Source organism: Nocardia halotolerans (assembly GCF_042650145.1).
GTDB lineage: Bacteria > Actinomycetota > Actinomycetes > Mycobacteriales > Mycobacteriaceae > Nocardia > Nocardia halotolerans.
The window spans coordinates 42867-67497 of sequence record NZ_JBHSDL010000006.1; the positions used below are offsets into that span (position 1 = coordinate 42867).

General features: G+C 69.8%; 22 protein-coding genes. 12 read left to right on the plus strand and 10 right to left on the minus strand.

The window, feature by feature from the left end; translation table 11 throughout:
- Positions 1 to 6 precede the first annotated feature (6 nt).
- Complete coding sequence (locus tag ACFO5K_RS05715; RefSeq protein WP_378556823.1) at positions 7 to 981, minus strand: NAD-dependent epimerase/dehydratase family protein; 975 nt, start codon at positions 979 to 981, stop codon at positions 7 to 9.
- 190 nt (positions 982 to 1171) lie between these two features.
- Between ACFO5K_RS05715 and ACFO5K_RS05720 the strand changes: the two genes are divergently transcribed.
- The gene (locus tag ACFO5K_RS05720; RefSeq protein ID WP_378556826.1) at positions 1172 to 1501 is read left to right on the plus strand and encodes a type VII secretion target; all 330 of its coding nucleotides are present in this window, start codon (positions 1172 to 1174) and stop codon (positions 1499 to 1501) included.
- Complete coding sequence (locus tag ACFO5K_RS05725; RefSeq protein WP_378556829.1) at positions 1498 to 3141, plus strand: hypothetical protein; 1644 nt, start codon at positions 1498 to 1500, stop codon at positions 3139 to 3141. Before ACFO5K_RS05720 ends, ACFO5K_RS05725 begins: the two co-directional genes overlap by 4 nt.
- Before the next feature lie 92 nt (positions 3142 to 3233).
- On the opposite strand, the gene ACFO5K_RS05730 is transcribed toward ACFO5K_RS05725, so the two are convergent.
- Both ACFO5K_RS05730 and ypfJ read right to left on the minus strand, forming a co-directional pair.
- Entirely contained in the window at positions 3234 to 3728 is a 495-nt protein-coding gene (locus ACFO5K_RS05730; RefSeq protein ID WP_378556832.1) for a hypothetical protein, read from the minus strand.
- A 45-nt stretch (positions 3729 to 3773) separates the two neighbouring features.
- Entirely contained in the window at positions 3774 to 4703 is a 930-nt protein-coding gene (ypfJ, locus tag ACFO5K_RS05735) for a KPN_02809 family neutral zinc metallopeptidase (RefSeq protein WP_378556835.1), read from the minus strand.
- A 197-nt stretch (positions 4704 to 4900) separates the two neighbouring features.
- On the opposite strand from ypfJ, the gene aspS reads away from it, so the two are divergent.
- Together aspS and ACFO5K_RS05745 are read left to right on the plus strand one after the other, a co-directional pair.
- Positions 4901 to 6718: an aspartate--tRNA ligase gene (gene aspS, locus ACFO5K_RS05740; RefSeq protein WP_378556838.1), complete on the plus strand. Its 1818-nt coding sequence runs from the start codon at positions 4901 to 4903 to the stop codon at positions 6716 to 6718.
- A 68-nt stretch (positions 6719 to 6786) separates the two neighbouring features.
- Positions 6787 to 7749: a DUF389 domain-containing protein gene (locus ACFO5K_RS05745; RefSeq protein WP_378556841.1), complete on the plus strand. Its 963-nt coding sequence runs from the start codon at positions 6787 to 6789 to the stop codon at positions 7747 to 7749.
- Here ACFO5K_RS05745 and ACFO5K_RS05750 read toward each other — a convergent pair whose 3' ends face one another.
- Positions 7750 to 8622, minus strand: a complete 873-nt coding sequence (locus tag ACFO5K_RS05750; RefSeq protein WP_378556844.1) for a hypothetical protein — start codon at positions 8620 to 8622, stop codon at positions 7750 to 7752.
- A gap of 340 nt (positions 8623 to 8962) precedes the next feature.
- On the opposite strand from ACFO5K_RS05750, the gene ACFO5K_RS05755 reads away from it, so the two are divergent.
- Together ACFO5K_RS05755 and ACFO5K_RS05760 are read left to right on the plus strand one after the other, a co-directional pair.
- The gene (locus ACFO5K_RS05755; protein WP_378556847.1) at positions 8963 to 10132 is read left to right on the plus strand and encodes a phosphotransferase family protein; all 1170 of its coding nucleotides are present in this window, start codon (positions 8963 to 8965) and stop codon (positions 10130 to 10132) included.
- Between the two features lie 56 nt (positions 10133 to 10188).
- The gene (locus ACFO5K_RS05760; RefSeq protein WP_378556850.1) at positions 10189 to 11025 is read left to right on the plus strand and encodes a siderophore-interacting protein; all 837 of its coding nucleotides are present in this window, start codon (positions 10189 to 10191) and stop codon (positions 11023 to 11025) included.
- Between the two features lie 4 nt (positions 11026 to 11029).
- Here the strand turns inward: ACFO5K_RS05760 and ACFO5K_RS05765 are convergent, their stop codons facing one another.
- Positions 11030 to 12703 carry an alkaline phosphatase D family protein gene (locus ACFO5K_RS05765; protein ID WP_378556853.1) on the minus strand — a complete coding sequence of 558 codons (1674 nt, stop codon included), beginning with the start codon at positions 12701 to 12703 and terminating at the stop codon, positions 11030 to 11032.
- Positions 12704 to 12891: 188 nt separating this feature from the next.
- Here ACFO5K_RS05765 and ACFO5K_RS05770 point away from each other — a divergent pair, with 188 nt between their 5' ends.
- From ACFO5K_RS05770 to ACFO5K_RS05795, 6 genes are all read left to right on the plus strand, one after another.
- Positions 12892 to 14238 (plus strand): replication-associated recombination protein A, encoded by a 1347-nt coding sequence (locus tag ACFO5K_RS05770; protein WP_378556856.1) that lies wholly within the window; start codon positions 12892 to 12894, stop codon positions 14236 to 14238.
- Between the two features lie 70 nt (positions 14239 to 14308).
- Positions 14309 to 16975 carry an alanine--tRNA ligase gene (gene alaS, locus ACFO5K_RS05775; RefSeq protein ID WP_378556859.1) on the plus strand — a complete coding sequence of 889 codons (2667 nt, stop codon included), beginning with the start codon at positions 14309 to 14311 and terminating at the stop codon, positions 16973 to 16975.
- Positions 16975 to 17523, plus strand: coding sequence for a Holliday junction resolvase RuvX (ruvX, locus tag ACFO5K_RS05780; protein WP_378556862.1), 549 nt, complete (start codon positions 16975 to 16977; stop codon positions 17521 to 17523). Before alaS ends, ruvX begins: the two co-directional genes overlap by 1 nt.
- Complete coding sequence (gene mltG / locus ACFO5K_RS05785; RefSeq protein WP_378556865.1) at positions 17520 to 19031, plus strand: endolytic transglycosylase MltG; 1512 nt, start codon at positions 17520 to 17522, stop codon at positions 19029 to 19031. Before ruvX ends, mltG begins: the two co-directional genes overlap by 4 nt.
- Complete coding sequence (locus ACFO5K_RS05790) at positions 19024 to 19848, plus strand: shikimate dehydrogenase (protein ID WP_378556868.1); 825 nt, start codon at positions 19024 to 19026, stop codon at positions 19846 to 19848. Before mltG ends, ACFO5K_RS05790 begins: the two co-directional genes overlap by 8 nt.
- Before the next feature lie 75 nt (positions 19849 to 19923).
- Complete coding sequence (locus tag ACFO5K_RS05795) at positions 19924 to 20370, plus strand: B-4DMT family transporter (RefSeq protein WP_378556871.1); 447 nt, start codon at positions 19924 to 19926, stop codon at positions 20368 to 20370.
- Positions 20371 to 20380: 10 nt separating this feature from the next.
- Here ACFO5K_RS05795 and ACFO5K_RS05800 read toward each other — a convergent pair whose 3' ends face one another.
- The 5 genes from ACFO5K_RS05800 to aroB all read right to left on the minus strand — a co-directional run bounded on the left by ACFO5K_RS05800 (position 20381) and on the right by aroB (position 24403).
- Entirely contained in the window at positions 20381 to 21040 is a 660-nt protein-coding gene (locus tag ACFO5K_RS05800; RefSeq protein ID WP_378556874.1) for a response regulator, read from the minus strand.
- A complete protein-coding gene (locus ACFO5K_RS05805) occupies positions 21037 to 22194 on the minus strand; it encodes a sensor histidine kinase (RefSeq protein ID WP_378556877.1) in 1158 nt (385 codons plus the stop codon). Before ACFO5K_RS05805 ends, ACFO5K_RS05800 begins: the two co-directional genes overlap by 4 nt.
- 26 nt (positions 22195 to 22220) lie before the next feature.
- The gene (locus ACFO5K_RS05810) at positions 22221 to 22667 is read right to left on the minus strand and encodes a hypothetical protein (RefSeq protein WP_378556880.1); all 447 of its coding nucleotides are present in this window, start codon (positions 22665 to 22667) and stop codon (positions 22221 to 22223) included.
- Positions 22667 to 23167 carry a DUF1772 domain-containing protein gene (locus ACFO5K_RS05815; protein WP_378556882.1) on the minus strand — a complete coding sequence of 167 codons (501 nt, stop codon included), beginning with the start codon at positions 23165 to 23167 and terminating at the stop codon, positions 22667 to 22669. Before ACFO5K_RS05815 ends, ACFO5K_RS05810 begins: the two co-directional genes overlap by 1 nt.
- A 117-nt stretch (positions 23168 to 23284) precedes the next feature.
- Positions 23285 to 24403 carry a 3-dehydroquinate synthase gene (gene aroB, locus ACFO5K_RS05820; RefSeq protein WP_378556885.1) on the minus strand — a complete coding sequence of 373 codons (1119 nt, stop codon included), beginning with the start codon at positions 24401 to 24403 and terminating at the stop codon, positions 23285 to 23287.
- Positions 24404 to 24631: the final 228 nt, after the last annotated feature.

Genomic DNA, 24631 nt, shown 5'->3' on the forward strand with positions numbered 1-24631 from the left:
CAGCTGTCAAGCAGCGCGAGCTCCGAGCACGAAGTCGACGAGGTCGTGCACCGTCTGCTCGGCCGAGCGCGGCTGATAGCCGAGTTCGCGTTCGGCTTTGCTGTGATCGACAACCGGCGCCGAGATGATCGCGCCCAGCGCCGCCTTGGACAGGATGTCGGAGTTGACGAGCTTGCCGATCGGCTCCAGTACCGGGATCAGCGCGCCGATCGCGCGGGGCGGGATCGCGAAACGCGGCCCCTTCGCGCCCGCCCGCGCGGCGGCCATCCGGCACAGGTCGAGCAGGGTGGTCATGTGTCCGCCCAGCAGGTAGTTCTCGCCGGTGCGGCCTTTCTCGCCCGCCAGGATCAAGCCCATGGCGACATCGCGCACGTCGACCAGGTCGAAACCGCCGCCGATCATGGCGGGCACGCGGCCGCGGGCCGAGTCGATGGTGATCCTGTTGACTCGCGAGAGCTGTTTCGGATTGTCGACCGGGCCGTAGACGCCGGTCGGGTTGACGATCACCGCGTCGAGGCCGCGCTCGATCACCGGGCGCAGCTCCAGTTCCCCGGTCCACTTGGAACGGTCGTACACCGGAAGTTCCGGGTTGTCGGAGCGTTGTGCGGTTTCGTCGATGTGGCCGCCCGCGCGGTACTGGTCGAAGGAGTGGATGGAGCTGGTGTGGACGAATCTGCGGGCCCCCACCTCGAGCGCGGCCTCGGCGGTGACGCGCACACCTTCGGTGTTCACCCGCCAGGCGAGGTCGTTGTTCTTGGCGAGGGTGATCAGCGCGACCAGGTGGTAGACCACCTCGGCGCCCGCCAGGCTCGTTCGCATCGACGCCGGGTCGAGTACGTCGCCTTCGACCCAGGTCACCGCCGGGTCGGACGTGGTCGGCGCGACGCGATCGATGGCCACGACCTCGTGGCCGCGCTCGACGAGCTGCGGAATCAGATTGGTACCGAGGTAGCCGGCTGCGCCGGTCACTGCGACCTTCATGACGCCGAGGATATAGAACAAGTTCTAGTTTTCCCAGTGGTTCGCCCGGATCGGGCTCGGCACGAGTCGAAACCAGTCGGGGTGTTCGGCTATATTTGGCCCACTGCGCAATCGGGCGGCCGCGTCGGGAGTTTCGCGGCCACCGATCGTGGCTCGATATCGACTTTTCACGACGAGTGGGGGGATTCGCATGAACAATCTCTCGGTGCAAACCGAAGCCGTCGCGGCGTTCGCGGCGACGAATGGGGCAGTGGCCGGAGAGGTCGCCGCGGCGGGCAATTTCGACGCGGTGGCCAATGTGTCCGCGATGACCCCGGTGTTCGGGCTCATCGGCGCCGACTACCTGGCGATGTTCGCCGCCGCACAGGCGTTGCAGGCCAAGGACATCAACGATCTGTCGGCCCGGTTCAGTTCACTCTCCGATGCCGCCTTCAGAACGTCGGTCACCTTCGAGTCGACCGACCTCGACAACGCTGCCGACCTGGCCCGCCAGGCTGCCGGACTCGGCGGCGGCGCATGAAGCCGTTGAGCTCCGGCGACACCGGCGTCATCGCGCCCGAAGCCTCCCTGGCCGCCGCCGAGCCGATGACCGACTCGGCCCTGAACGCGGTGCCCGCCGACCTCGCCGGGCAGGCGATCCTCGACGTGCCGCTGATGCAGCTGCCCGAAGACGTCGAGGAACCGGTCTTCACGCTGTCGCAGCGGATCACCGAGGAATCCCAGCATGCCGGTGTCCCCGGCGGTATGCCCGGTCTCTCCGGACTCGGCAACGGCACCATGGACCCGCAGGACATCCTGTCCGGTGTCTCGGCCGATGCGTCCTCGGCGCTCGGCGAGGCCGAAGGCGCGATCAACGCGGCGGTGGCGCCCGCGCTGGCCACCGCGCAGACCGCGTTCGATCAGGCCAAGAGCGCACTCGCCGGCGCCGGCGTGGGCACCGGCGGCGCGGGGACCGGCGCCAACGGCGCGAGCTCGGCCGCCGCGACGACACTGACCGACGACCCGGTCGCCGCCTTGATGAACGGGGCGTCGCTGCCCGCACTGCCCGGTATCGACGCGCTGTTCCAGCCGTTTCTCGACCTGCTCAGCAGCTTCGGCACCGGCATCTTCAGCTCGCTCGACCCCACCGCGATCCTGAGCAGTTCCTCCGCGGTCATCGAGCAGGCGATGTCGCTGGCCCAGGGCGGGGTGAAAACCGTCCAGCAGCTGTGGGAGGGCCAGGCCTCGGAAGCGGCGACCGCCACCAGTCAGCAGGCCCAGACCCACGGCCAGGAAACCGGTCAGCGCGGTATCGACATCTCCGCGCTCACCCAGCAGGCCGCCGCCGTGGTCCAGTCGGGCAACGCGCAGCTGACCACCATCGCGACCACGTTCGCGGCGCAGGCCACCGCGCTGGCGCCGACGATCATGCTGCCGCCGACCCAGGCCACCCTGATCGGCTTGGCCACCACCCACCTCGGCGAAGCGGTCAGCGTCGTCAACATCACCCGTGGCCAGCTGGCCGGTTACACCGGTGAACTCAGCGGCGTGGTCGGCCAGCTGGCCGGTCAGAGCGGGCTGCCTTCGCCGGAGGAAGTGCTCTCGGCCGCCTCGGAGAACATTGCCGAGCCACTGCTCACCCAGGCCGAGTCCGCGCTCACCGGCACCGGCGACGACACCAGCGCCGCCGGTCTCACCGGCACCGGTGGCAGCGCCGTTCCCGGCGCCGCCACCGCCGCGGCGGCCGTCGGCGGTTCCGGCGGCAGCGGCTCGGGCGGGGCGGGCGCCGCGCTCGGCGCGCTGGGCACCGCCCGCGGCGGCGGATCCGGTGCCGGTGGCGCGAGCGGCGGCGGCACTCCGAGTGCCGGATCGCCGAAATCGTCCGGTCTGCCGGGCAGTGCGATACCCGGCGCGAGTCGCCTGATGGGCGGGGCCGGACCGGCGGGCATGGGCGGTAACACCACCGCGGCCGGTACCGGCTCCGGTTTCATGGGTGGTGGCGGTGGCGCCGCCGGTGCGGGCCAGCGCGGCGGCAACGACGAGGAACACGGCCGCACCGTGCAGCCCTACCAGAGCCGCACCGGCAACGACGACCTCACCGGTCCGCTCGGTGAATCCACACCCGATGTCATCGGCGCGGTCCACGAGGACGAACGCGACGTCGACGAAGACCGGTTCTGAACGGCGGGTCCGTCGGCGGTGGTGGCCGCCGACGGACCGTCCCCGGTTCATCGGGCCGCCCGGTCAGTGGAGGCGCGGAGTCCGTGGCGGGCTCAGCTCTCGAAGGCGTCGACGAGCTTTTTCGTCAGGTCGGTGAAGCGTTTGCGGGCGGCCTGCTGCTCGGGGTTCAAACCGGCGGTGGAGTCGGGGGAGTAGACGACGAGGTGGGCGTCGTCGTCGGGATTCGCGGGCAGCAGGTCGATGATCTGAGTGCCCTTGCCCTCACCCGTCGGGATGCCGAAGTCGACCTCCCGCAACGCCTCGATCTCGTCGCGCGCCGCCGAGATCACCTCGGTGGCCACCGTTCCGGTGACCTTCTCCGGTGCGGTCTCGGCCGCGCGGTCCTTGCTCACCGCGTCGGGCCGGTACACCGCGTCACCGTCGGGGAAGATCTGCAGTACGGGCCGCAGGTCGGTGCGCACCGCCCAGCCGTCGGGAATGGTGGTCAGGCTGATCAGGGGCAGCGGAGTCGGCTCGGCACGGGCCACGGCACTGACGCCGGGCAGGGCCAGGGCGCAGACGAGCAATCCGGTGATGGGCAGGCGCATGGGTTCCCCTCGAGCAAGAACAATGTGTCGGATCGTGTTCGAGGATCAGCGTAGCCCGGGCGGGTTGTCCAGGTCGGTGGCGGAATAGGTATCGCACGACCGCACCGAACCGCTGCGGTAGCCGGCAAGGAACCACTTCTGCCGCTGCTCGGAGGACCCGTGCGTCCACGATTCGGGGTTCACCCCGCGGCCGGCGGCGCGCTGGATGCGGTCGTCACCGACGGCATTGGCGGCCGAGAGCGCGTCGCGGATGTCGTTGTCGGACAACGGCTGCAGGAACGGCTGGTCGCTGCCCGGGGCATTCTGCTCGTCGGCGAAATGGGCCCACAGCCCCGCGTAGCAGTCGGCCTGCAGTTCGGTGCGCACCGCACCGGATTCGGCCCCACGCGGATCCCGTTGGGCGCGACCGATATCGCCGAGCTGGTTCTGGATGTGGTGGCCGATCTCGTGCGCTACCACGTACTCCTGAGCCAGTGGGCCCGCGCTGGCGCCGAACTGGTCGACGAGCTGCTGGAAGAAGCTGGTGTCGAAGTAGGCGGTCTGGTCGGCGGGGCAATAGAACGGGCCGACATCGCTGGTGGCGTTGCCGCAGCCGGTGGCCACGGCCCCGGAGAACAGGACCAGTTCGGGCTCCACGTAGCGCTGACCGGTCTGCCGCGGCAACTCCTGGGCCCACACCGCGTCGAGGCTCTGCGCGGTGAGCACGACCCGGCAGTCGACGTACTCGTTCGCATCGGCGCCGGTCTTGCAGTGCGCCGGGGTGCCCGCCGTACCCGCTCGGCCCGCCTGCTGTTCGGTCTGGGCGCCGGTGAAGCTGCCCAGCACCGAATCGGGATCACCGCCGAGCAACAGTGTGATGACCAGCAGGATCAAACCGCCCGCACCGCCGCCGAGGGCGAGCTTGCCGCCCATGCCGGGTCCACCGCCCGAGGAGGCCCGGCCGGGATCGATCTGCATACCCTCGTTGAAGGTCATCGCGATACTCGCCTTCGCTCGGTTCTCCAGCTGCCCCGCAGCACGATTCACCGTCACACGACGGCGGCCGGTGAGCATATGTCACAAGCTTGACACGACGACGAAGATATCGGTTTTCACTCGGGGAACGTGTCTCACTACGATGGCAGTGCACCCGGTCTTCTCCGTCGGTGTGACGAATCGTCGAAAGGAATACCGTGCTGCGCACCCACTTGGCTGGTTCGCTCCGAAGCGAGCACGCCGGTCAGACCGTCACCCTCACCGGCTGGGTGGCCCGGCGTCGTGACCACGGTGGCGTGATCTTCATCGATCTGCGCGACGCGTCCGGTGTCGCGCAGGCGGTGTTCCGCGAGGGCGAGGCGGCCGAACAGGCCCACAAGCTGCGCGCGGAGTACGTCGTGCAGATCACCGGTGTGGTGGAGCAGCGGCCCGACGGCAACGAGAACCCCGAGCTGCCGACCGGCCAGATCGAGGTCGACGTCAAGGAGCTCGTCGTGCTCAACGAGAGCGCGCCGCTGCCGTTCCAGCTCGACGAGACCCCCGGCGACGAGGCCCGCCTCAAGTATCGCTACCTCGACCTGCGTCGCGAAGGCCCCGGACACGCCATCCGGTTGCGCTCCAAGGTCAATGCCGCCGCCCGCGACGTGCTGGCCGGCCACGACTTCATCGAGGTCGAGACCCCCACGCTCACCCGCTCGACGCCCGAGGGCGCCCGCGACTTCCTGGTCCCCGCGCGTCTGCAGCCGGGCAGTTTCTACGCTCTGCCGCAGAGCCCGCAGCTGTTCAAGCAGTTGCTCATGGTCGGCGGCATCGAACGCTACTTCCAGATCGCGCGCTGCTACCGCGACGAGGACTTCCGTGCCGACCGTCAGCCGGAGTTCACCCAGCTCGACATCGAGATGAGCTTCGTACGCCAGGACGACGTGATCCTGCTGGCCGAGGACATCCTGTCCGCGCTGTGGAAACTGGTCGGCTACGAGATCCCCACCCCGATCCCGCACATGACCTATGCCGAGGCGATGCGCCGCTTCGGCTCCGACAAGCCCGATCTGCGCTTCGGTGTCGAGATCACCGAGTGCACCGAGTTCTTCGCCGACACCCCGTTCCGGGTGTTCCAGGCCGAGTACGTCGGCGCGGTCGTGATGCCCGGTGGCGCGAGCCAGCCGCGTCGCCAGCTCGATGCCTGGCAGGAGTGGGCCAAGCAGCGCGGCGCCAAGGGCCTGGCCTACATCCTGGTCAACGAGGACGGCACCCTCGGCGGCCCGGTCGCCAAGAACCTGTCCGACGCCGAGCGTGAAGGCCTGGCGAAGCATGTCGGTGCCGAGCCCGGTGACTGCGTGTTCTTCGCCGCGGGCGCCACCAAAGCCCAGCGTGCGCTGCTCGGCGCGGCCCGCGGCGAGATCGCCGTCAAGTGCGACCTCATCGACCCCGACGCCTGGGCCTTCGTCTGGATCGTCGACGCCCCGATGTTCGAGCCGGCCGCCGAGGCCGCCGCCAGCGGTGACGTGGCGCTGGGTCATTCGTCCTGGACCGCGGTGCACCACGCGTTCACTTCCCCCAAGCCGGAGTCGATGGACACCTTCGACACCGACCCCGGTTCCGCGCTGGCCTACGCCTACGACATCGTCTGCAACGGCAACGAGATCGGTGGCGGTTCCATCCGTATCCACCGCCGCGACGTGCAGGAACGGGTGTTCGCGGTGATGGGGATCGACAACGAGGAAGCGCAGGACAAGTTCGGCTTCCTGCTCGACGCGTTCGCCTACGGCGCCCCGCCGCACGGCGGCATAGCCTTCGGGTGGGACCGCATCACCGCCCTGCTGGCCGGCGAGGACTCGATCCGTGAGGTGATCGCGTTCCCGAAGACCGGTGGCGGCGTCGACCCGCTCACCGACGCGCCCGCTCCGATCACTCCGCAGCAGCGCAAGGAAGCCGGTATCGACGCCAAGCCCGAGGTGAAGGGCGCGGGCAAGCCGGCAGGCGACGCGCCGAAGGACGGTGCCGCCGCGAAATAGCGGTCCGTGATCGCCGCCCGGTACCTTCTGGTCAGTGTCGCCGTGCCGACATCGACCAGGAGGCCCCGGTGCTGCATCTGCGAGTGATCAGCCCTGCTGCCCAGACTTCGGCGTTGCTGCGTGTGCTGCGCGCCGACGGGGGCGTCACCCATCTGACGGTCGCACGCGGTGCCGCCGTGGACCCGGCGGGTGATCTCGTGCAGGCCGATGTGGCGCGCGAGGCGGCGAACAAGGTGCTCGCCGATGTGCAGGCGCTGGGGATCGTGCACACCGGTGGGCTCACGGTGAGCGCGGTGGAGTCGGTGTTCTCCGACGCCGCCGAGCGCGCCACCCGCGCGGCCCCCGGTGATCCCGACGACACGGTGGTCTGGGATGAGCTCCTCGAGGAAACCCACGAGGAATCCACGCTCAACGTCACCTTCGTCGCGTTCCTCACCATCGCTTGCCTGCTCGCCGCGATCGGTGTGGCGACGAACTCGCCGGTCACCATCGTCGGTGCGATGGTGGTGGGTCCGGAGTTCGGTCCGCTGGCCGCGCTGTCGGTGGCGTTGTTCCGCCGCGACCGACCCCTGGCGCGGCGTTCGGTGCTCGCGCTGGTCGCGGCATTTCCGGTGGCGATGGGCATCACCTTGGTGGCCACGTTGGTGTGGGAGCGTTTCGGCTGGATCACCGCCGAGGAGGTGATGGCGGCGCACTACATCGACTTCATCTATCAGGTGGGGCCATTTTCCCTGGTGGTGGCGTTGCTGGCCGGGGCGGCGGGGATGCTGTCGCTGGTGTCGGCGAAGTCGGCGGCGTTGATCGGGGTGTTCATCTCGGTCACCACGGTGCCCGCGGCGGGCTACGCGGTGGTGGCGGCGACGCTCGGTGAATGGCAGCGCGCGTTCCAGTCGGTCGCCCAGCTCGCGGTGAACCTGGTCGGCATCGTCGTGGCCGGTGTGCTGGTGTTGGCGTTGCTACCGCGCGCGGGCCGGCGGTACGGCCCGTTCGGGCAGGTCGTGCAGATGTTCAGCGGGCGGCCCCGTCGCTGATCACAGGCGCGCGACCGGGCCCGCGGTGAGCATCCGGTAGGCGTAGGTGACCGCGATCACCGACACCGGACCGGCGACGAACAGGCCGAGCCCGCACAGGATCGCGCCGACGAAGGTGACCAGCATGACCGTGAGCGCCAGCAGCAGTGCGGCCCACAGATTCGCCAGTACCAGCTGGGTGCTGGCCTTGATCGCCTCGACCGGACCGTAGTCGCGGTCGATCACGAAGTGCATCGAGAACATGCACAGGAAGCCGACGATCAGTCCTGGTGCCAAGCACAGCGAGGCGGCGAGCAGCGTCGCCGAGAAGGCCAGTAGCGAGGTGAGCAACACGTTGCCCGCGTTGACGAATCGGAAGAACGACCCGAAAGCCGGTGGATATCCGTCGGTTTCGTAGAGCGCGCCGCGCACCATCGCCGCTTGCAGCAGCCACAGCGCCACCAGCACGACCAGGAACAGCAGCAGCACGCTCAACGGTGAGGTGGGGTTGACGATCTGAACGATCGCCACCGCCGCGAGGTAGATGAGCACCCCGACACCCATGACCCCGAGCCACGGTCCGGTGTTCCTGCGCAGTCGTTCCACGCCGTAACTCAGCGATTGGCCGATGTCGAGCGCTTGTGCTCCCGAATCCTGGTATCCCGGCGGCTGTTGGCCGCCGCCGGGCGACACGCCGGGCGCCGGAGCGGCGGGGTAGCTCACGTTGCCCGGTGCGGCCGGCGACGGTGGGTGGCCGGGGCCGGTGCCGGGGCGGCCGTAGTGCGGGGTGGAACGGCCCGCGCCGGCGACCGGCGGTGGCGGTTCGAGCGGCTCCTGGCCGTACTGTGCCGCGCCGGGGCCCTCGAACTGCGGATAACCTGCGCCACCGGCCATTCCGTGTCTGCCCGGGCCGGAGCCCGGACCCGGTCGCTGCCCCTGACCGCCGTGTTTGCCGGATTCGTGAGGGAATTGTCCGCCATCACCGGGCGCAGGTGATCCGCCCGGTGAATCGCTCGATGCGGCGGACGGTGTGTCGGTCACTGTGGTAGACCTTTCGACTCAACCGGTATGCGGTGGGGCGCACGGTAGTTGACGTCGAGAAAACCCGACGACCGACTCGTGTGTCAAGCGAACAGGCTCGCCCGTGCAACCTCGGTGCCAACACGCCGAGCGACGCGGAAAGGTTGTGTAACCGCTCGCTAGAAGTGACTGAAGACGAGTAGCTTGAGAGGCGATGACCGCACTATTGGCCGAACGCGCCGCCGACGTCGTGTCCGCAGCACAACAGTTGCTCACAAAGCGAATGGGTGCTGCGGTGAAACTGAGTGATCCGATCGAGCTCAGTGGTAGTGGCAGGACCACAGTCCTGCGTGTGCGTGTCGCGGAGAACTCGTTCTCGTTACCGCGCACGCTGATCGTGAAGCAGGTGCGCGGATCCGCTCAGGACCGCCGCACCGGTGGCATGGCGCCCGGAGTCGCCAGTATCGACTCGGCGTTCCTGCGTGAGGCTGTGTCCTACCAGTTCACCACCGCGCTGAGCCCCGAGTACCGCCCCGGCGCCTATCTGATCGCACACAGTGTGCCCGACCGCATACTCGTGCTCTCCGACCTGGGCGACAATGCGCTGCTCACCTCCGTGTTGCAGGCCCGTGTCGAACCGGGCACCCACAATTCGCTGATGGCCTTCGGGCAGGCACTGGGCCGTATGCACGCCGCCACCGTCGGCCGCGAACCCGACTTCGTCGCCCTGCTGCGCCGGGTCGATTCGGTGCACCGGGTGGACGGCATCGCCCAGCAGGCCCAGGCCGCCATCGCCGAGGTCCCCGGGCTGCTCGAGGCCGAACTCGGCATCGATGTGCCCGGCGAGATCGCCGAACGCATCGTGCACGGCAACCGGCTGTTCACCGGCGGCCGCTACCGCGCGTTCAGCCCCTCGGACCTGTGCCCGGACAACGTCATCATGAACGACGAGGGCGCCCGGTTCCTCGATTACGAGTGGGGCGGTTTCCGCGACGCCACCCTCGACATCGCGTACGCGCTGGTCTCTTTCCCCGGCTGCCTGTGCGACTTCGAACTCTCGCGCAGCCGGGCCAGGGAGATGGTGGAGGCCTGGCGTTCGGCCGTGGTCGGTGTGTGGCCCTCGCTGGCCGACGACACCGTGCTGGCCGAGCGCATTCTCGAAGCGCGCCTGATCTGGGTGTGGTTGTCGACCTACTGGTTCCTGCCCGCCGACCACACCCGTATCGCCACCGCCCGTGAGCACGGGCTGTCGGTGCCACGCTCGGAGGCGCTGATCAACCGCTGGTCGGCACTGGCCGAGGACGCGCGCGTCACCGGCGACGACGCGGTCGGCGACTTCGCCGAACAGGTGTCGGCCATGCTGGAAGAGCGCTGGTCGGAGTGAACACCTAGCTTCCCACCATCGGGCCGTCGCGGAGTACCGTCGAGCGGAGTCCACAGATGGGAGCACTCGTGCCGCAGTCGATCACTGTCACCGTCGAGCGCAAGCAGTGGTTGACCCCGCACCTGGTGCGGGTGGTCGGCACTGTCGCCGCCGACCTGTTCATCCCCAACGAATTCACCGACGCCTACGTGAAATTGATCTTTCCCGTGCCGGGAGTGGTGTACCCGGAACCGTTCGATCTGGACACGGTGCGCGCGACGATGGATTCGGCGAGCCAGCCGGTGCTGCGCACCTACACCGTGCGTTCCTTCGACCCCGAGCGGCGCGAGATCATGATCGATTTCGTGGTGCACGGTGACGAGGGCATCGCCGGGCCGTGGGCGCGATCGGTGGAACCGGGCGACGAGTTCCGGATGTCCGGACCCGGTGGCGCCTTCGCGCCGGACCCGGCGGCCGACTGGTTCCTGCTGGCCGGCGACGAATCGGCGCTGCCCGCCATCGCGGCCGCGCTCGAGGCCTTACCCGCCGGTGCCCCCGCCGTGGTGGTCGTCGAGGTGGGCGGCGAGGCCGACGAGATCGCCCTGGACTCGCCCGCTGATCTCCGGTTGCGGTGGGTGCACCGCGGCGTGCCGTCGGACCGCATTCCCGACGACCTCGCCGGTGCGCACTCGCCGCTGGTCGCCGCCGTACGCGCCGCCGAGTGGCTGCCCGGACAGGTGCAGGCGTTCGTGCACGGGGAAGCCGACGCGGTGATGCGCCATCTGCGTCCCTATCTCCGCAAGGAACGTGCCGTCGCCCCGAAGTGGCTGTCGGTGTCGGGATACTGGCGGCGCGGACGCTCCGAGGAGGGCTTCCGCGAGTGGAAGCGGGAACTGGCTGCCGAACGCCCCTGACCGGTCAGCTCCGCGGGACGGCGCGGGGTTCGAGCCGGCCGCCGGAGCGCACGGCGAAAGAGGCGCCGTGGCGGATGCCGGTGGCGGGGTCGGTGACGTCGAAGGCGTAGAACCAGTCCATCTGGGTCTGGTGCGGGTTCACTTCGAGCACTCCGAAACCGTGTGAGTCCAGTTCGACATAGCGCAGGTGATGGTTGGCCGACTTGATCGCCTCCTCGGCCGCCACCGAGGCGGTGCGCGGCGGCGCCTTCAGCACATCGCCGACGCTCGCCGATGTCACCGAGGGGACCACGAACTCCGCGCCGACGGTCGGCCCGCCGGGATAGTTCGCGGCATCGAGGGGCAGGTCCGCGGCCCAGGAGGTATGGATGTCGCCGGTGAGGAACACCACGTCGCCGATGCGGTGCTCGGCGATGGTCCCGAACACGGCGCGCCGGTCGGCGGTGTAGCCGTCCCATTGATCACCGTTGACGGTGATGCCGCCCTGCGGGATACCGAGGGCGGCGGTGATCGCCTGGGTGGTGGCCGATTCCAGCGGCGGGAAGACCAGCGGCGCGATCATCACCGGGTTGCCGACGAGCTTCCACTGGACCGGCGAGGACACCAGTCCGGCGGTCAGCCAGTCCATCTGGGCGCGTCCGGTGATGGTGCGGGCCGGGTCGTCGGCGTGGCGCCAGCTCGCGCCCGGGCCGACTTCCTCGTCGCGGTAACTGCGCAGATCCAGCATCGACAGCTCGGCCAGGGTGCCGAAGCGCAGGCGCCGGTAGATCTGCACGGCGCCGTCGGTGCGGGTCTCGCGCACCGGCATCCACTCGAGGTACGCCTTCGCGGAGGCGGCGCGCCGATCGGCCCAGGGGCCCTCGGTCGCCGGGTCGTGGTTCTCGGCGCCGTCGCGCCAGGAGTTGTCGGCCGACTCGTGGTCGTCCCAGGTACAGATGAACGGCAGCGCGGCGTGCAGGGCCATCAGGTCGGGGTCGGTCTTGTACTGGCCGTGCCGGATCCGGTAGTCGGCCAGGGTGACGATGTCGTGCGCCGGGTCGTGGGCTCGCACCGCGCCGTTGCGGCCCACGTACTCGCCGCGACCGTATTCGTAGAGGTAGTCGCCCAGGTGCACGATCGCGTCGAGGTCACTGCGCGCGGCCAGGTGCCGGTAGGCGCCGAACCAGCCGGCTTCCCAGTTGGCACACGACACGAGCCCCAGCCGCAGCCGTTCGACCGCGCTGTCGGGCGCGGCAGCGGTGCGTGTGCGGCCGACGGGGGAGGTCTCGCCGAGCGCGGTGAAGCGGTAGCAGTAGTCGGTGCCCGCCGACAGGCCGGTGGCGTCGATCTTGACGGTGTGATCGGTGTCCGGGCCCGCGGTGACGGTGCCCGTGGCGGCGATCGACGCGAAGGAGTCGTCGGTGGCGATCTCCCAGCGCACTGTGGTGGGCGCGCCGAGGCCGGAGCCGGGGGTGGCGTCGGCGGCGACGCTCACTCGCGTCCACAGGATCACCGCACCGGGCAGCGGGTCACCCGAGGCGACGCCGTGCCGGAACACCGCGCCGTCCGCGTGCGCGGTCGCGGTGCTCAGCAGCACCGCCGCCGCGGCCGCCGTACTGCCTTTGAACAGGGTGCGGCGGGCGAACTGGCCCGCAGGGGCGACGACGCCGGTGTTTTCGACCACGATCAGCGATCTCATCCCAGCCGGGCCCGCCACGCAAGTCGAACACGCAGAAGTTGGTCAAGTGTTCAGGCGTTCGCTTCGAGTCGCGTCGCGGAACGGCCGGGACTGCGCAGGTCACCCACCGAGTGCGACCGGTCGCCACATGGCTGTCGCCGGGTGCGATCCGCCCGACGTGTCCGACCGTATCGGTAGCCTGGCTCGACGTGAGTGATCAGTTGTTCGACGTGCCCGGTGAACCGGTCGAGCCCGAGGACGGGCTCGACGCGGTGGTTCGGCGCGGTCCGGGCGCGCCGCTGGCGGTCCGCATGCGGCCGCGGTCGCTGGACGAGGTGATCGGTCAGCAGCATCTGCTCGGCCCCGGCTCCCCGCTGCGCCGGTTGGTGGAGGGTTCCGGCGCGGCGTCGGTGCTGCTCTACGGCCCGCCCGGCACCGGGAAGACCACCCTGGCCTCGCTGCTGTCGCAGGCCACCGGGCGCCGGTTCGAGGCGTTGTCGGCGTTGTCGGCCGGTGTGAAGGAAGTGCGTGCGGTGATCGACCTGGCGCGCAGACGGCTCTCGGCAGGTGAACAGACCGTCCTGTTCATCGACGAGGTGCACCGGTTCTCCAAGACCCAGCAGGACGCGCTGCTGGCGGCCGTGGAGAACCGCATCGTGCTGCTCGTCGGCGCGACCACCGAGAACCCGTCGTTCTCGGTGGTCTCGCCCCTGCTGTCACGGTCGCTGGTGCTGCAATTGCAGTCGCTCACCCCCGACGACATCCGTGCTGTGCTCGATCGCGCGATCGCCGACGAGCGCGGGCTGGCGGGGGAGTACTCGGTCACCGAGGAAGCGCTCGACCACATCGTGCGCATCGCCGGCGGCGACGCCCGCCGCGCACTCACCGCGCTGGAGGCCTCGGCCGAGTCTTCGCTGGACGGCACGGTCGACGTGGAGCTGGTCGAGGCCAGCGTCGACAAGGCCGCCGTCCGCTACGACCGGGCCGGTGACCAGCACTACGACGTGATCAGCGCGTTCATCAAGTCGATTCGCGGCTCCGATGTCGACGCCGCCCTGCACTACCTGGCGCGCATGCTCACCGCGGGCGAGGACCCCCGGTTCATCGCCCGGCGCCTGATGATCCACGCCAGCGAAGACGTCGGCATGGCCGACCCGATGGCATTGCAGACCGCCACCGCCGCGGCTCAGGTGGTCCAGCTCGTCGGCCTGCCCGAGGCGAAACTCGCACTGGCCCAGGCCACTGTCCACCTGGCCACCGCCCCGAAGTCGGGTGCGGTGACCTCCGCGCTCGCCGCGGCCATGTCCGACATCACCGCGGGCAAGGCCGGTGCGGTGCCACCGCATCTGCGCGACGGTCACTACGCGGGTGCGGCGGCGCTTGGCAACGCTCAGGGCTATCGGTTCCCGCACAAGGCCCGCGACGGTGTACTGGCCCAGCAGTATCCGCCCGACGAACTCGTCGGCACCGACTACTACGCGCCGACCGAGCACGGCTTCGAACGTGAGGTCCGCACGCGGGTCGCCAAACTGCGCCGCATCATCCGCGGGAAGTAGCGGTACGGGTGGGCTCGAGCACCCACTCCGCCGCAAAACCGGTGGATTGCAGACGGTAGGCTGGTCGGCTGTGCAGACCCACGAGATTAGACGGCGTTTCCTGGACCATTTCGTCCGTGCCGGACACACCGAGGTACCCAGTGCCTCGCTGATCCTGGCCGACCCCAACCTGCTGTTCGTCAACGCGGGCATGGTCCAGTTCAAGCCCTATTTCCTGGGTCAGGAGGCGGCGCCGTACTCGCGCGCAACCAGCGTGCAGAAGTGTGTGCGTACCGGTGACATCGAGGAAGTCGGCGTCACCACCCGCCACAACACCTTCTTCCAGATGGCGGGCAACTTCTCCTTCGGCGATTACTTCAAGGAAGGCGCGATCACCTTCGCCTGGGAGCTGATCGCCAAGCCCCAGGACGAAGGCGGTTTCGGTTTCGACCCCGAGCGCATCTGGGTCACCGTCTACGAGTCCGACCCCGACGCCGCCGAGATCTGGCAGCGCGTGGCCGGTATCCCGCCCGAGCGCATCCAGTTCCGCGACGGCAAGGACAACTATTGGGACATGGGTGTGCCCGGTCCCGGCGGTCCCTGCTCGGAGATCTACTACGACCGCGGCCCCGCCTACGGCAAGGAAGGTGGCCCGGTCGCCGACGAGGACCGCTACCTCGAGATCTGGAACCTGGTGTTCATGCAGGACATCCGCGGCGAGGAGAGCCCCAAGCTGGGGTACCCACCGGTCGGGTCCCTGCCGCGCAAGAACATCGACACCGGCATGGGCGTCGAACGTGTCGCCATGCTGCTGCAGGGCGTGGAGAACGTCTACGAGACCGACCTGCTGCGCCCGATCATCGACAAGGCCGAGCAGCTCACCGGCCGGTCCTACGGCGTGCAGCACGCCGACGACGTGCGCTTCCGGGTGATCGCCGACCACGTGCGCAGTTCGGCGATGCTCATCGCCGACGGGGTGAACCCCGGCAACGACGGCCGTGGCTACGTGCTGCGCCGCCTGCTGCGCCGCATCGTGCGCTCGGCGCGCCTGCTCGGCGCCGAGAAGCCGGTGATGGCCGAACTGATGCGGGTCGTCTCCGAACTCATGGCGCCGTCCTACCCGGAGCTGGCCACCGATTTCGAGCGCATCGAGACCGTCGCGGTCGGCGAGGAGACCGCCTTCCTGAAGACCCTCAACACCGGCGAGACCCTCTTCGACAACGCCGCCTCGGCGGTGAAGTCCAAGGGTGGCGAGCAGATCGCGGGCTCGGATGCCTTCGCCCTGCACGACACCTACGGTTTCCCGATCGACCTCACCCTCGAAATGGCCGCCGAGGCGGGCCTGTCGGTGGACGAGGCCGGTTTCCGTTCGCTCATGGCCGAGCAGCGCAAGCGCGCCAAGGACGACGCCCAGGCCCGTAAGCACGCCCACGCCGATCTCACGATCTACAAGGAACTCGTCGACCGCGGCGCCACCGAGTTCACCGGCTTCGACGAGCTCACCTCCGAGGCCACGGTCCTGGCCCTGATCGCTGACGGCGTGCGGGTCCCCGCCGCCGAGGCCGGCCACGACATCGAGATCATCCTCGACCGCAGCCCGCTCTACGCCGAGTCCGGTGGTCAGATCGCCGACCGCGGCACCATCACCGCGACGGGGCTGAAGGTGCGCGTCAACGATGTGCAGAAGATCGCCAAGAAGCTGTGGGTGCACAAGGCCACGGTCGAGCAGGGCCAGCTCACCGAGGGCGATGTCGTGCTGGCCCAGGCGGATCCGGCCTGGCGTCACGGTGCCACTCAGGGCCACTCCGGTACCCACATGGTGCACGCCGCGCTGCGTGAGGTGCTCGGCCCCAACGCCGTGCAGGCCGGTTCGCTCAACAAGCCCGGCTACCTGCGTTTCGACTTCAACTGGCAGGGCGCGCTGAGCGAACAGCAGCGCGCCGACATCGAGGCCGTGTCCAACGACGCCGTCGGTGCCGACTTCCCGGTGAACACCTTCGTCACCGACCTGCCCAAGGCCAAGAAAATGGGCGCGATGGCGCTGTTCGGCGAGAACTACGGCGACGAGGTGCGCGTCGTGGAGATCGGCGGCCCGTTCTCGATGGAGCTGTGCGGCGGCACCCACGTGGCGCACTCCTCCCAGATCGGCCCGATCACCGTGCTCGGTGAGTCCTCGGTGGGTTCCGGGGTGCGCCGGGTGGAGGCCTTCGTCGGCTTGGACTCCTACAAGTACCTGGCCAAGGAACGCGCACTGCTGGCCGGTGTGGCGTCGTCACTGAAGGTGCCCTCCGAGGAGGTGCCCGGCCGGGTGGAGCAGCTCGTGGAGCGGCTCAAGGTGGCCGAGAAGGAACTGGAGCGCACCAAGATGGCCGCGGTGCTGTCCTCGGCGGGCAGCTTCGCCGAGCAGGCCGAGCGGGTCGGGTCGGTGCGACTGGTCGCCGCCGCCGCGCCCGAGGGTGTGTCGGCCGGTGATCTGCGCACTCTGGCCACCGATATCCGTGGCCGCCTCGGCGGCGATCCCGCCGTGGTGGTGCTGTTGGGCACGGTCGAAGGCAAGGTTCCGTTCGTGGTGACCGCCAACAAGGCCGCCCAGGATGCCGGCTTCAAGGCGGGCGAGCTGGTGGCCGCCTTCGGCCCGAGCATCTCCGGTCGTGGTGGCGGCAAGCCGGAGATGGCGCAGGGCTCCGGTTCGGATCCGTCGGGTATCCCGGCCGGATTGGCCGCGGTCCGCGCGCGGGTGGCCGAACTCGCCGCCTGATGAGTGCCCCTGGTTCAGACGAGGCCCCGGCCGATCGGCCCGATCCGGCTACCGATCCCGGTCGGGGCCGCCGGATCGCGGTCGATGTCGGCAGCGTCCGCATCGGTGTCGCCTCGAGTGACCCCGACGGCATTCTCGCCACGCCGGTGGAGACCGTCGCACGTGCGAAATCCAGCCGCTCCGGCGGGCCTCCCGCCGACATCGCCAGAATTGCCGATATTGTGCGAGAGTACGAGGCGGTCGAGGTCATCATCGGTCTGCCCCGGACGTTGCGCGGCGAAAACGGTACTGCGGCAAGCATCGCCAGAAAGTTTGCCAAGCAATTGCGCCGGGTGATCGACCCGATTCCGATACGCCTTTCCGACGAACGTTTGACTACGGTGTCTGCTGCACGTGCGCTGCGCGAGAGTGGAGTTCGCGCACGTGGCCAGCGGCAGATGATCGATCAGGCGGCAGCCGTGGCGATCCTGCAAGGATGGTTGGACGAGCGGAGTTCGATGGTGAAGGACGCAACAGACACGGCAAGTGCGGTCGGAGACGATGCATGACCGACCGATGGGCCAGGGCTGAGGAGCGCTACCGTGCGCGCGAGGCCGACCGGCGCTACCCGCGCCGCGACGACTGGGGTCTGGACCCCCGGGCGCCGCGCGCCGAGGAGCCGATGGCCGAACCCGTCTCCTGGGACGACTACGACGACGACACCAACGTCATTCCGCGCTACGAGGACGAAGTCCCCGAAGCCGAGCCGGAACCGGCCGCCGCGCCGCGCCGGGTCGGGCAGCGTGGCGCGGCGGCCGAGCGTGGTGACGCCAAGCCGTCAGGGCGCGGCAGACCCGCCGGACGCGGCAAAGCGTCCGGGCGTGGCAAGAAGTCGCGGATCGCCTCGCGCAAGGCCGCCGAACGTAAACGCCGCCGCCGCAACATGTGGGTGGTCGGCGCGGTGTTCGCGCTCCTCGTCGTCGCCGCGGGCGGATTCGCCGGGTACAAGGTGATGAGCAGCTTCACGCCCGCCGCCGATTTCGCGGGCCCACCCGGGGAACTGGTTGTCGTGCAGGTGCATCCGGGCGATACGGCGACCCAGATCGCCGCTGTGATGCACGAGCGAGGTGTGGTCGCCAGCTCCGAAGCGTTCTACGAGGCCGCTGTGCAGAACACGGGCATGAACAGTGTGCAGCCCGGGTACTACGCGATCGGCGAACGCAGTCCCGCCGCCGATGCCGTCGCCGCTCTGGTCGGCGGGCAGTCCCGGGTCGGGAACGTGGTCGTCTCCGAAGGCCGCCTGCTCCACGACAAGCACGATGTGGGTACCGGTGGCCGCTACGACGGCATCTACCGCAAGATCGCGGAGGCCAGTTGCGTCGGCCCCGACGGCAGGTGCGTGACCTACGAGGAACTCGACGCCGCGGGCGCGAGCCTGGACCTGGCCGGTCTCGGCGTGCCCGCCTGGGCGATGCAGGCGGTGAGCGAGTGCCCGGATCGGGCCAGGCAGCTGGAAGGGCTGATCGCCGCCGGCACCTGGGATTTCGATCCGACCGGGACCCCGCAGGAGATCCTGCGGCAACTGATCACCACCAGTGTGCAGGCCTACGAATCCACCGGGCTGCTGCAGTCGGGCGCCGACACCGAGCTGTCGCCGTACGAGACGTTGATCGCCGCCTCCCTGGTGGAGCGCGAAGCGAAGCCCGAGGACATGGGCAAGGTGGCCCGGGTCATCGTGAACCGGCTGCAGGTGGGTCAGATGCTGCAGTTCGACTCGACGGTGAACTACACGTTGGACACCACCGAGGTGGCCACCACCGACGCCGACCGGGCCCGGGTCACCGCCTGGAACACCTACGCGATGGAGGGCCTGCCGAAGACGCCGATCGCCGCTCCGTCGGTGGCGGCCCTCGAGGCCGTGGAGAATCCGGAGCCGGGCGCGTGGCTGTACTTCGTGACCGTCGACAAACAGGGCACCACCAAGTTCACCGACTCCTATCAGGAACATCTGCGGCTGGTCACCCAGGCCCAGAGCAGCGGCATCCTCGACAGTTCACGGAGTGGGTCCGGTGGCTGAGGTCCGCAAGGCGGCGGTGCTCGGTAAGCCGATCGCGCACTCGCGTTCGCCACAACTGCACACGGCCGCCTACCGGGCACTCGGACTGCCCTGGAGCTATGAACGTGTCGAGTGCTCGGCCGAGCAACTGCCCGGGTTCGTCGACGGGCTCGGCCCGGAGTGGGTGGGCCTGTCGGTGACGATGCCCGGCAAGGACGCCGCCCTGGCATACGCGCAGGAGCGCACCGATCGAGCCGTGCTGGTCGGCTCGGCCAACACGCTGGTGCGCACCGGCGACGGCTGGCTCGCCGACTGCACCGACGTCGACGGCGTGCTCGGCGCACTGCGCGAGGGGGGTGTGGAGCGGCTCGGCGAAGCGGTCGTGCTCGGTGCCGGTGGTACCGCGCGACCGGCCTTGCTCGCGCTCTCCGAGCTCGGTGCCGAGTCCGTCACGGTGATCGCCCGCTCGGCCGCGCGGGCGGGTACCGCGGTGGAGCTGGCTCGTCAGCTCGGTATGCGGGCCGCGGTGGTGCCGCTGGACGTCGAGGAGGTCCGTGCGGTGTGCGCGAAGGCCGGGGCGGTGGTCAGCACGGTGCCGGCCGAGGCGGCCGCGCCGATCGCCGAAGCGGTCGCGGTGGTGCCGGTGGTTCTCGACGCCATCTACGACCCGTGGCCGACCCCGCTGGCCACCGCGGTCGAAGCGGCCGGTCACACGGTGGTGAGCGGTTTGCGGATGCTGTTGAACCAGGCCTACGGGCAGGTCGAATTGTTCACCGGGCAGCCGGCGCCGCGTGAAGCGATGGCCGCGGCCCTGGCCGAGACCTTTCCCCGTCCGTGACAGCGGCGCGGGCGGAGATGACCCGATCCGCTGAATTGACACCTGTTCTAGTTATGTCCGGCTAGGGTGTTGCTCATGACCGTTTGGGTGTTGCGAGCCGCCGTTCTCGGTGCGCTGGTCGTCGGGTTGCGAGTGCTGCTCGGATTCGCGATGGCGTCGGCGCCGACCTACGGGACGCTGTGGCGCACCGCCTGTCTGGTCGCGATCGTCGCCGTGGCCCTCGCCTGGGGTGCACGTGACGCGCGCGCGGTGGCGGGCGGGGATCTGACCGTCCGCTGGCTCAGCGCGGGCCTCGTGGCGGGGCTGAGCAGCGGCGCGGTGTGCTGGGCCCTCGACCAGCTGCCCGGTGTCGAACTCGGTGGCTCCGGCGCTTTGTTCGAGCTCACCTCGGCGGCCTCGTTCGTCACCCTGCTGATCTTCCTGCCCGCGATGGCGGGCGTGGGCTACCGGCGCATGCGTTCGCGGCGTTCGCCCGAAACGGCCCCGGTCACCAGCGAACCGGAGCTCGTGGCGGCGCGGTAATTCCGCCGGATCAGGGCCCGCCCGGCGTGATCAACCCCGTCTCGTAGGCCAGCCGCACCAGTTGCGGCCGGTCACGCGCGTCGAGTTTCGTCAGCAATCTCCCCACATGGGTGCGTGCCGTCGCCGGACTCATCGACAGGGCACCCGCGATCTCGGTGTTGGACCGGCCTGCCCCGACCTCGGCCAGCACCTCACATTCGCGGGGTGTCAGCCGGTCCAGTAGTTCGGCGGTGCGCGGGTCGGGGCCCGCCGCGGCCGCCCGCATCACCCGTTCGGTCACCGCGGGCGACAGCAGCGCCTCACCACCCGCGACGATCCGGATCGCGGAGCGCAACTCCTGTGGGTCGGTGTCCTTGAGCAGAAAGCCGGACGCGCCGGCCCGCATCGCCGACAGCACATTCTCGTCGGTGTCGAAGGTGGTCAGCACAACCACGCGCACCTCGCGCAGCGCGGTGTCGGCGACGATGCGCCGGGTCGCGGTCAGCCCGTCACCATCGGGCATGCGGACGTCCATGAGCACCACATCGGGTCTGGTACGCCACGCCAGATCCACCGCGGCACTGCCCGATCCGGCCATCCCGACCACTTCGATGTCGTCGCTACGTTCCAGCAGGGCCCGCAGACCCTCGCGGACCAGGTGCTGGTCGTCGACCACCGCGACCCGGATCATGCGGGGTCCCGCAACGGAATCCGCGCGTCCACCACGAAACCTCCCGTCGGCCCCGGCCCGGTGTCCAGGCTGCCGCCCAGCAGCGTAACTCTTTCCCGCATCCCGGTGATTCCCCAACCGCCACCGGCGATACCCACGCTGTCGGCGCCCGTTCCGTCATCACTGACGCGGACCCTCAACCGCGTGCCGGTGCGGTCTATTTCGATCAGCACGGTGGTCGCGGCCGCGTGCCGCAGCACATTGCTCAGCGACTCCTGCACCACCCGGTAAGCGGTCAGCCCGACGATGGTGGGCAGCGTCGCGGTATCGGTGTCGCCGTCGAGCGTGACGGTCAGGCCCGCGGCCTCGGCGGCCTCGATCAGCTCACTCAACCGGTCCAGTTCGGGCGCGGGTGGTTCGGTGGTGCTGTCCGCACGCAGGGCGGCGACGGTCGCGCGCAGTTCCCGGCCCGCGTCCCGGCAGGCGGCGCGGGCGGCGGTCAGGCACCGCTGGGCGGTGTCCGGATCGTCGTGAATCGCTTCTCGGGCCACGTCGGTGTGCAGGGCGATCACCGACACGGTGTGGGCGAGGGTGTCGTGCAGATCGCGGGCGACGCGCAGGCGTTCCTGTTCGAGGCGCGCGGCCAGCAGCCGCTCGCGTTCGGCGGCCGCGGCCCTGGCGCGTTCGGCGGTCTCGGCGCGCCAACCCCGCCGCGCCCGCACACCGTCACCGAGGGCGATCATCGCCGTCATCAAGGCCACCGAAGTGGGCAGTTCCAGGCCCAATACGAATGCCGGGTCGTCGCCGTCCAGCAGCCGCGTCCCCGTCGACACCGCGAGCAGCGCCACGGCGACACCGATCGCCCACCGTGGCCGGCCACGCTCCGCGGTGGAGAACAAGGCCGCCGCCAGGGGCAGGGCGAGCCCGATCGGTGGGTAACCGAGCATGTAGTACACCGGCAGCGCCGCGGCCGAGGCCACCAGGGTCGCGACCGGCCACCGCCTGCGTACCAGCATGGCGGCGGCGAACAGGGCGGCGAAAACATAGGCGCCGAGGCCGACCGACGACGAGCCGACGTCCGCGGTGATCGCGGTTCCCACCACCACGAAGGTCGCCGCGGCGAGGGTGACATCGACGGCGCGTTGTCGATGGGCCCCGGCCGATCCTCCTACCAACCCATTGCCTTCCTCGTCGCGACCGCTCACCCGCCGCGGTGCCCGTCCGTCGCGCGGGCGAGCAGCCAGCCGATCGCACCGGCCACCGCGCCGACCAGCACACCCGTCAGCAGGCTGCTGCCGACGGACAAGACTCGCACGAGTGCGTCCTCGACGCCGGGCGCCAGCCGTCCTTCCAGATTGCCACCGAGACGTGGCGGGTCGTCGAACGCCGCGGTCCACAGGATCTGATGGGTGATCGCCGTGGCCACACCGTAGGCGGTGCCGACCGCCAGCAACGCGCGGAACGGGTGTGTGACCCGGCGCCACCACACATAACCGACCCACACCGCGATCGGGGCGAACACCAGGACCGCGTTCACCGCTGGTCCGGCCAGGTCCAGATCGTGCGCGAGCACCCGAGGCACCCCGAGCAGCGCCAGCGCGCACACCACGGGCAGCGTCAGCCCGAGCGCGGGCTCCGTCGACCTCATCACCGCACCGCCGGATCCCGGTACAGGCGCAGGAACCCGACGCAGGCGGCGAGGGCGGTGATCGCGCTCATCGCGAGCCGGCCCCAGTGCGCGGTCTCGAATTCGGTCGCGGCGCGGCGCAGCGCTTCCGTCGAATGCACGGCGGCGCCTTCGTCGAACATGATCTGGTTGCGCGGCCAGAAATACAGCACGGAGAACAGGAACTCACCGAACACCAGCGTCAGCAGGCTTGCCAGGACCCACCAGCGTGCCGCGCGCACCCGCCACACCAGCACCGTGCTCGCCAGGGCGGCGACGATCGTGGCCGCGCCGAGCGGACGGAAGAAATCGGCGGGCCCGCTCACCTCGAAGAAGGCCGAGGTCTGCGTCAACGACGCGGGCACATCGTGGAAGACATTGGGGTAGATGATGATCGTCTCGACCGCGATGGCGCTGAAAGCCACCGTCGCGATCCACGCGTACACCGCGGGGACCCCGAGCGAGAGCCAGTGTTTTGTCATGCGACGACGGTAGATCCGCGCCGGGGGCGCCCGCGTCGGTCGAAATGCCCGACTCGGATACGCGTTCGGACGTACGTGACCGCCCGGAACCTACGTCCGCCGGGCGGTCACGGTCGCTCAGAGCAGGATCGCGCCGCCGCCCGGGGCGGCTTCGCGGGCGATCGCCGAATAGGCGGCGGCGAGCAGGCTCGGGTCCGGGCCCTCGAGGCGGCCCGGCTTGGCCAGGCCGTCGAGCACCACGAAACGCAGCACACCCGAGCGGGTCTTCTTGTCGGTCTGCATGGCGTCCAGCAGCTGGGGCAGCGCGTCGCCGTCATAGCTGACCGGCAGCCCGACGCTTTCCAGAATGGTGCGGTGCCGGTCGGCGGTCGCGTCGTCGAGGCGCCCCGCCAGGCGGCCCAGTTCGGCGGCGAACACCAGGCCGACCGAGACGGCGGCACCGTGGCGCCACCGGTACCGCTCGCGGCGTTCCACAGCGTGGCCGAGGGTGTGGCCGTAGTTCAGGATCTCGCGCAGGCTCGATTCCTTCAGGTCGGCGGAGACCACGTCGGCCTTGACCTGTACGGCGCGGCGGATCAGCTCCGGCAGCACGTCACCAGTGGGATCGAGGGCGACCTCTGGGTCGGCCTCGATCAGGTCCAGGATCACCGGGTCGGCGATGAAACCGGCCTTGATGATCTCGGCCATGCCCGCGACGATCTCGTTGCGCGGCACCGTCTCCAAGGTCACCAGGTCGACCAGCACGGCACTTGGCTCGTGGAAACTGCCGACCAGGTTCTTGCCGGCTTCGGTGTTGATGCCGGTCTTACCGCCCACGGCCGCGTCGACCATCGCCAGCAGCGTGGTCGGCACGTGCACGATGCGCACGCCGCGCATCCAGGTGGCGGCCACGAAACCGGCCAGGTCGGTGGCCGCGCCACCACCCAGACTCACGATCGCGTCATTGCGGGTCAGCCCGATCCGGCCCAGGACCTCCCAGCAGAAGCCGGCCACGGCCAGCTCCTTGCCGTCCTCGGCATCGGGAATCTCGATGCGGTGCGCGTCGACCCCGGTGTCGGCCAGGGCTTTGCGCACCGCCTCGGCGGTCTCGGCCAGCGGCGGCTGATGGAAGATCGCCACGGTCCGCACGGCGTTGCCCGCGGTGACCGACTCGACGAGATCGCCGAGCAGCCCGCGGCCGATGATCACCGGGTACGGATCGGCGGTGCGGACCTCAATGGTGGTCGGCTCTGTCACGTGCGCTGCTCCGATTCTGTCTGGTCGTTGTTCCTGCGCCGGGGACCGCGTCGCCGGGGCTTGCCGCGCCGCGCGCGCTCGCCCGGTGCCGCGTCGCCCTCGCCGGGTTGTCCTTGTGCACCGCGATGGGCGGCCGGTTCCTGGGTACCACTTCGATTCTTCGCCGGGCGCGGCGGTGTGCCCGTGCCGGTGGCCGAGGAGGTGCGCTCACCGCCCGCCGCACCCGTG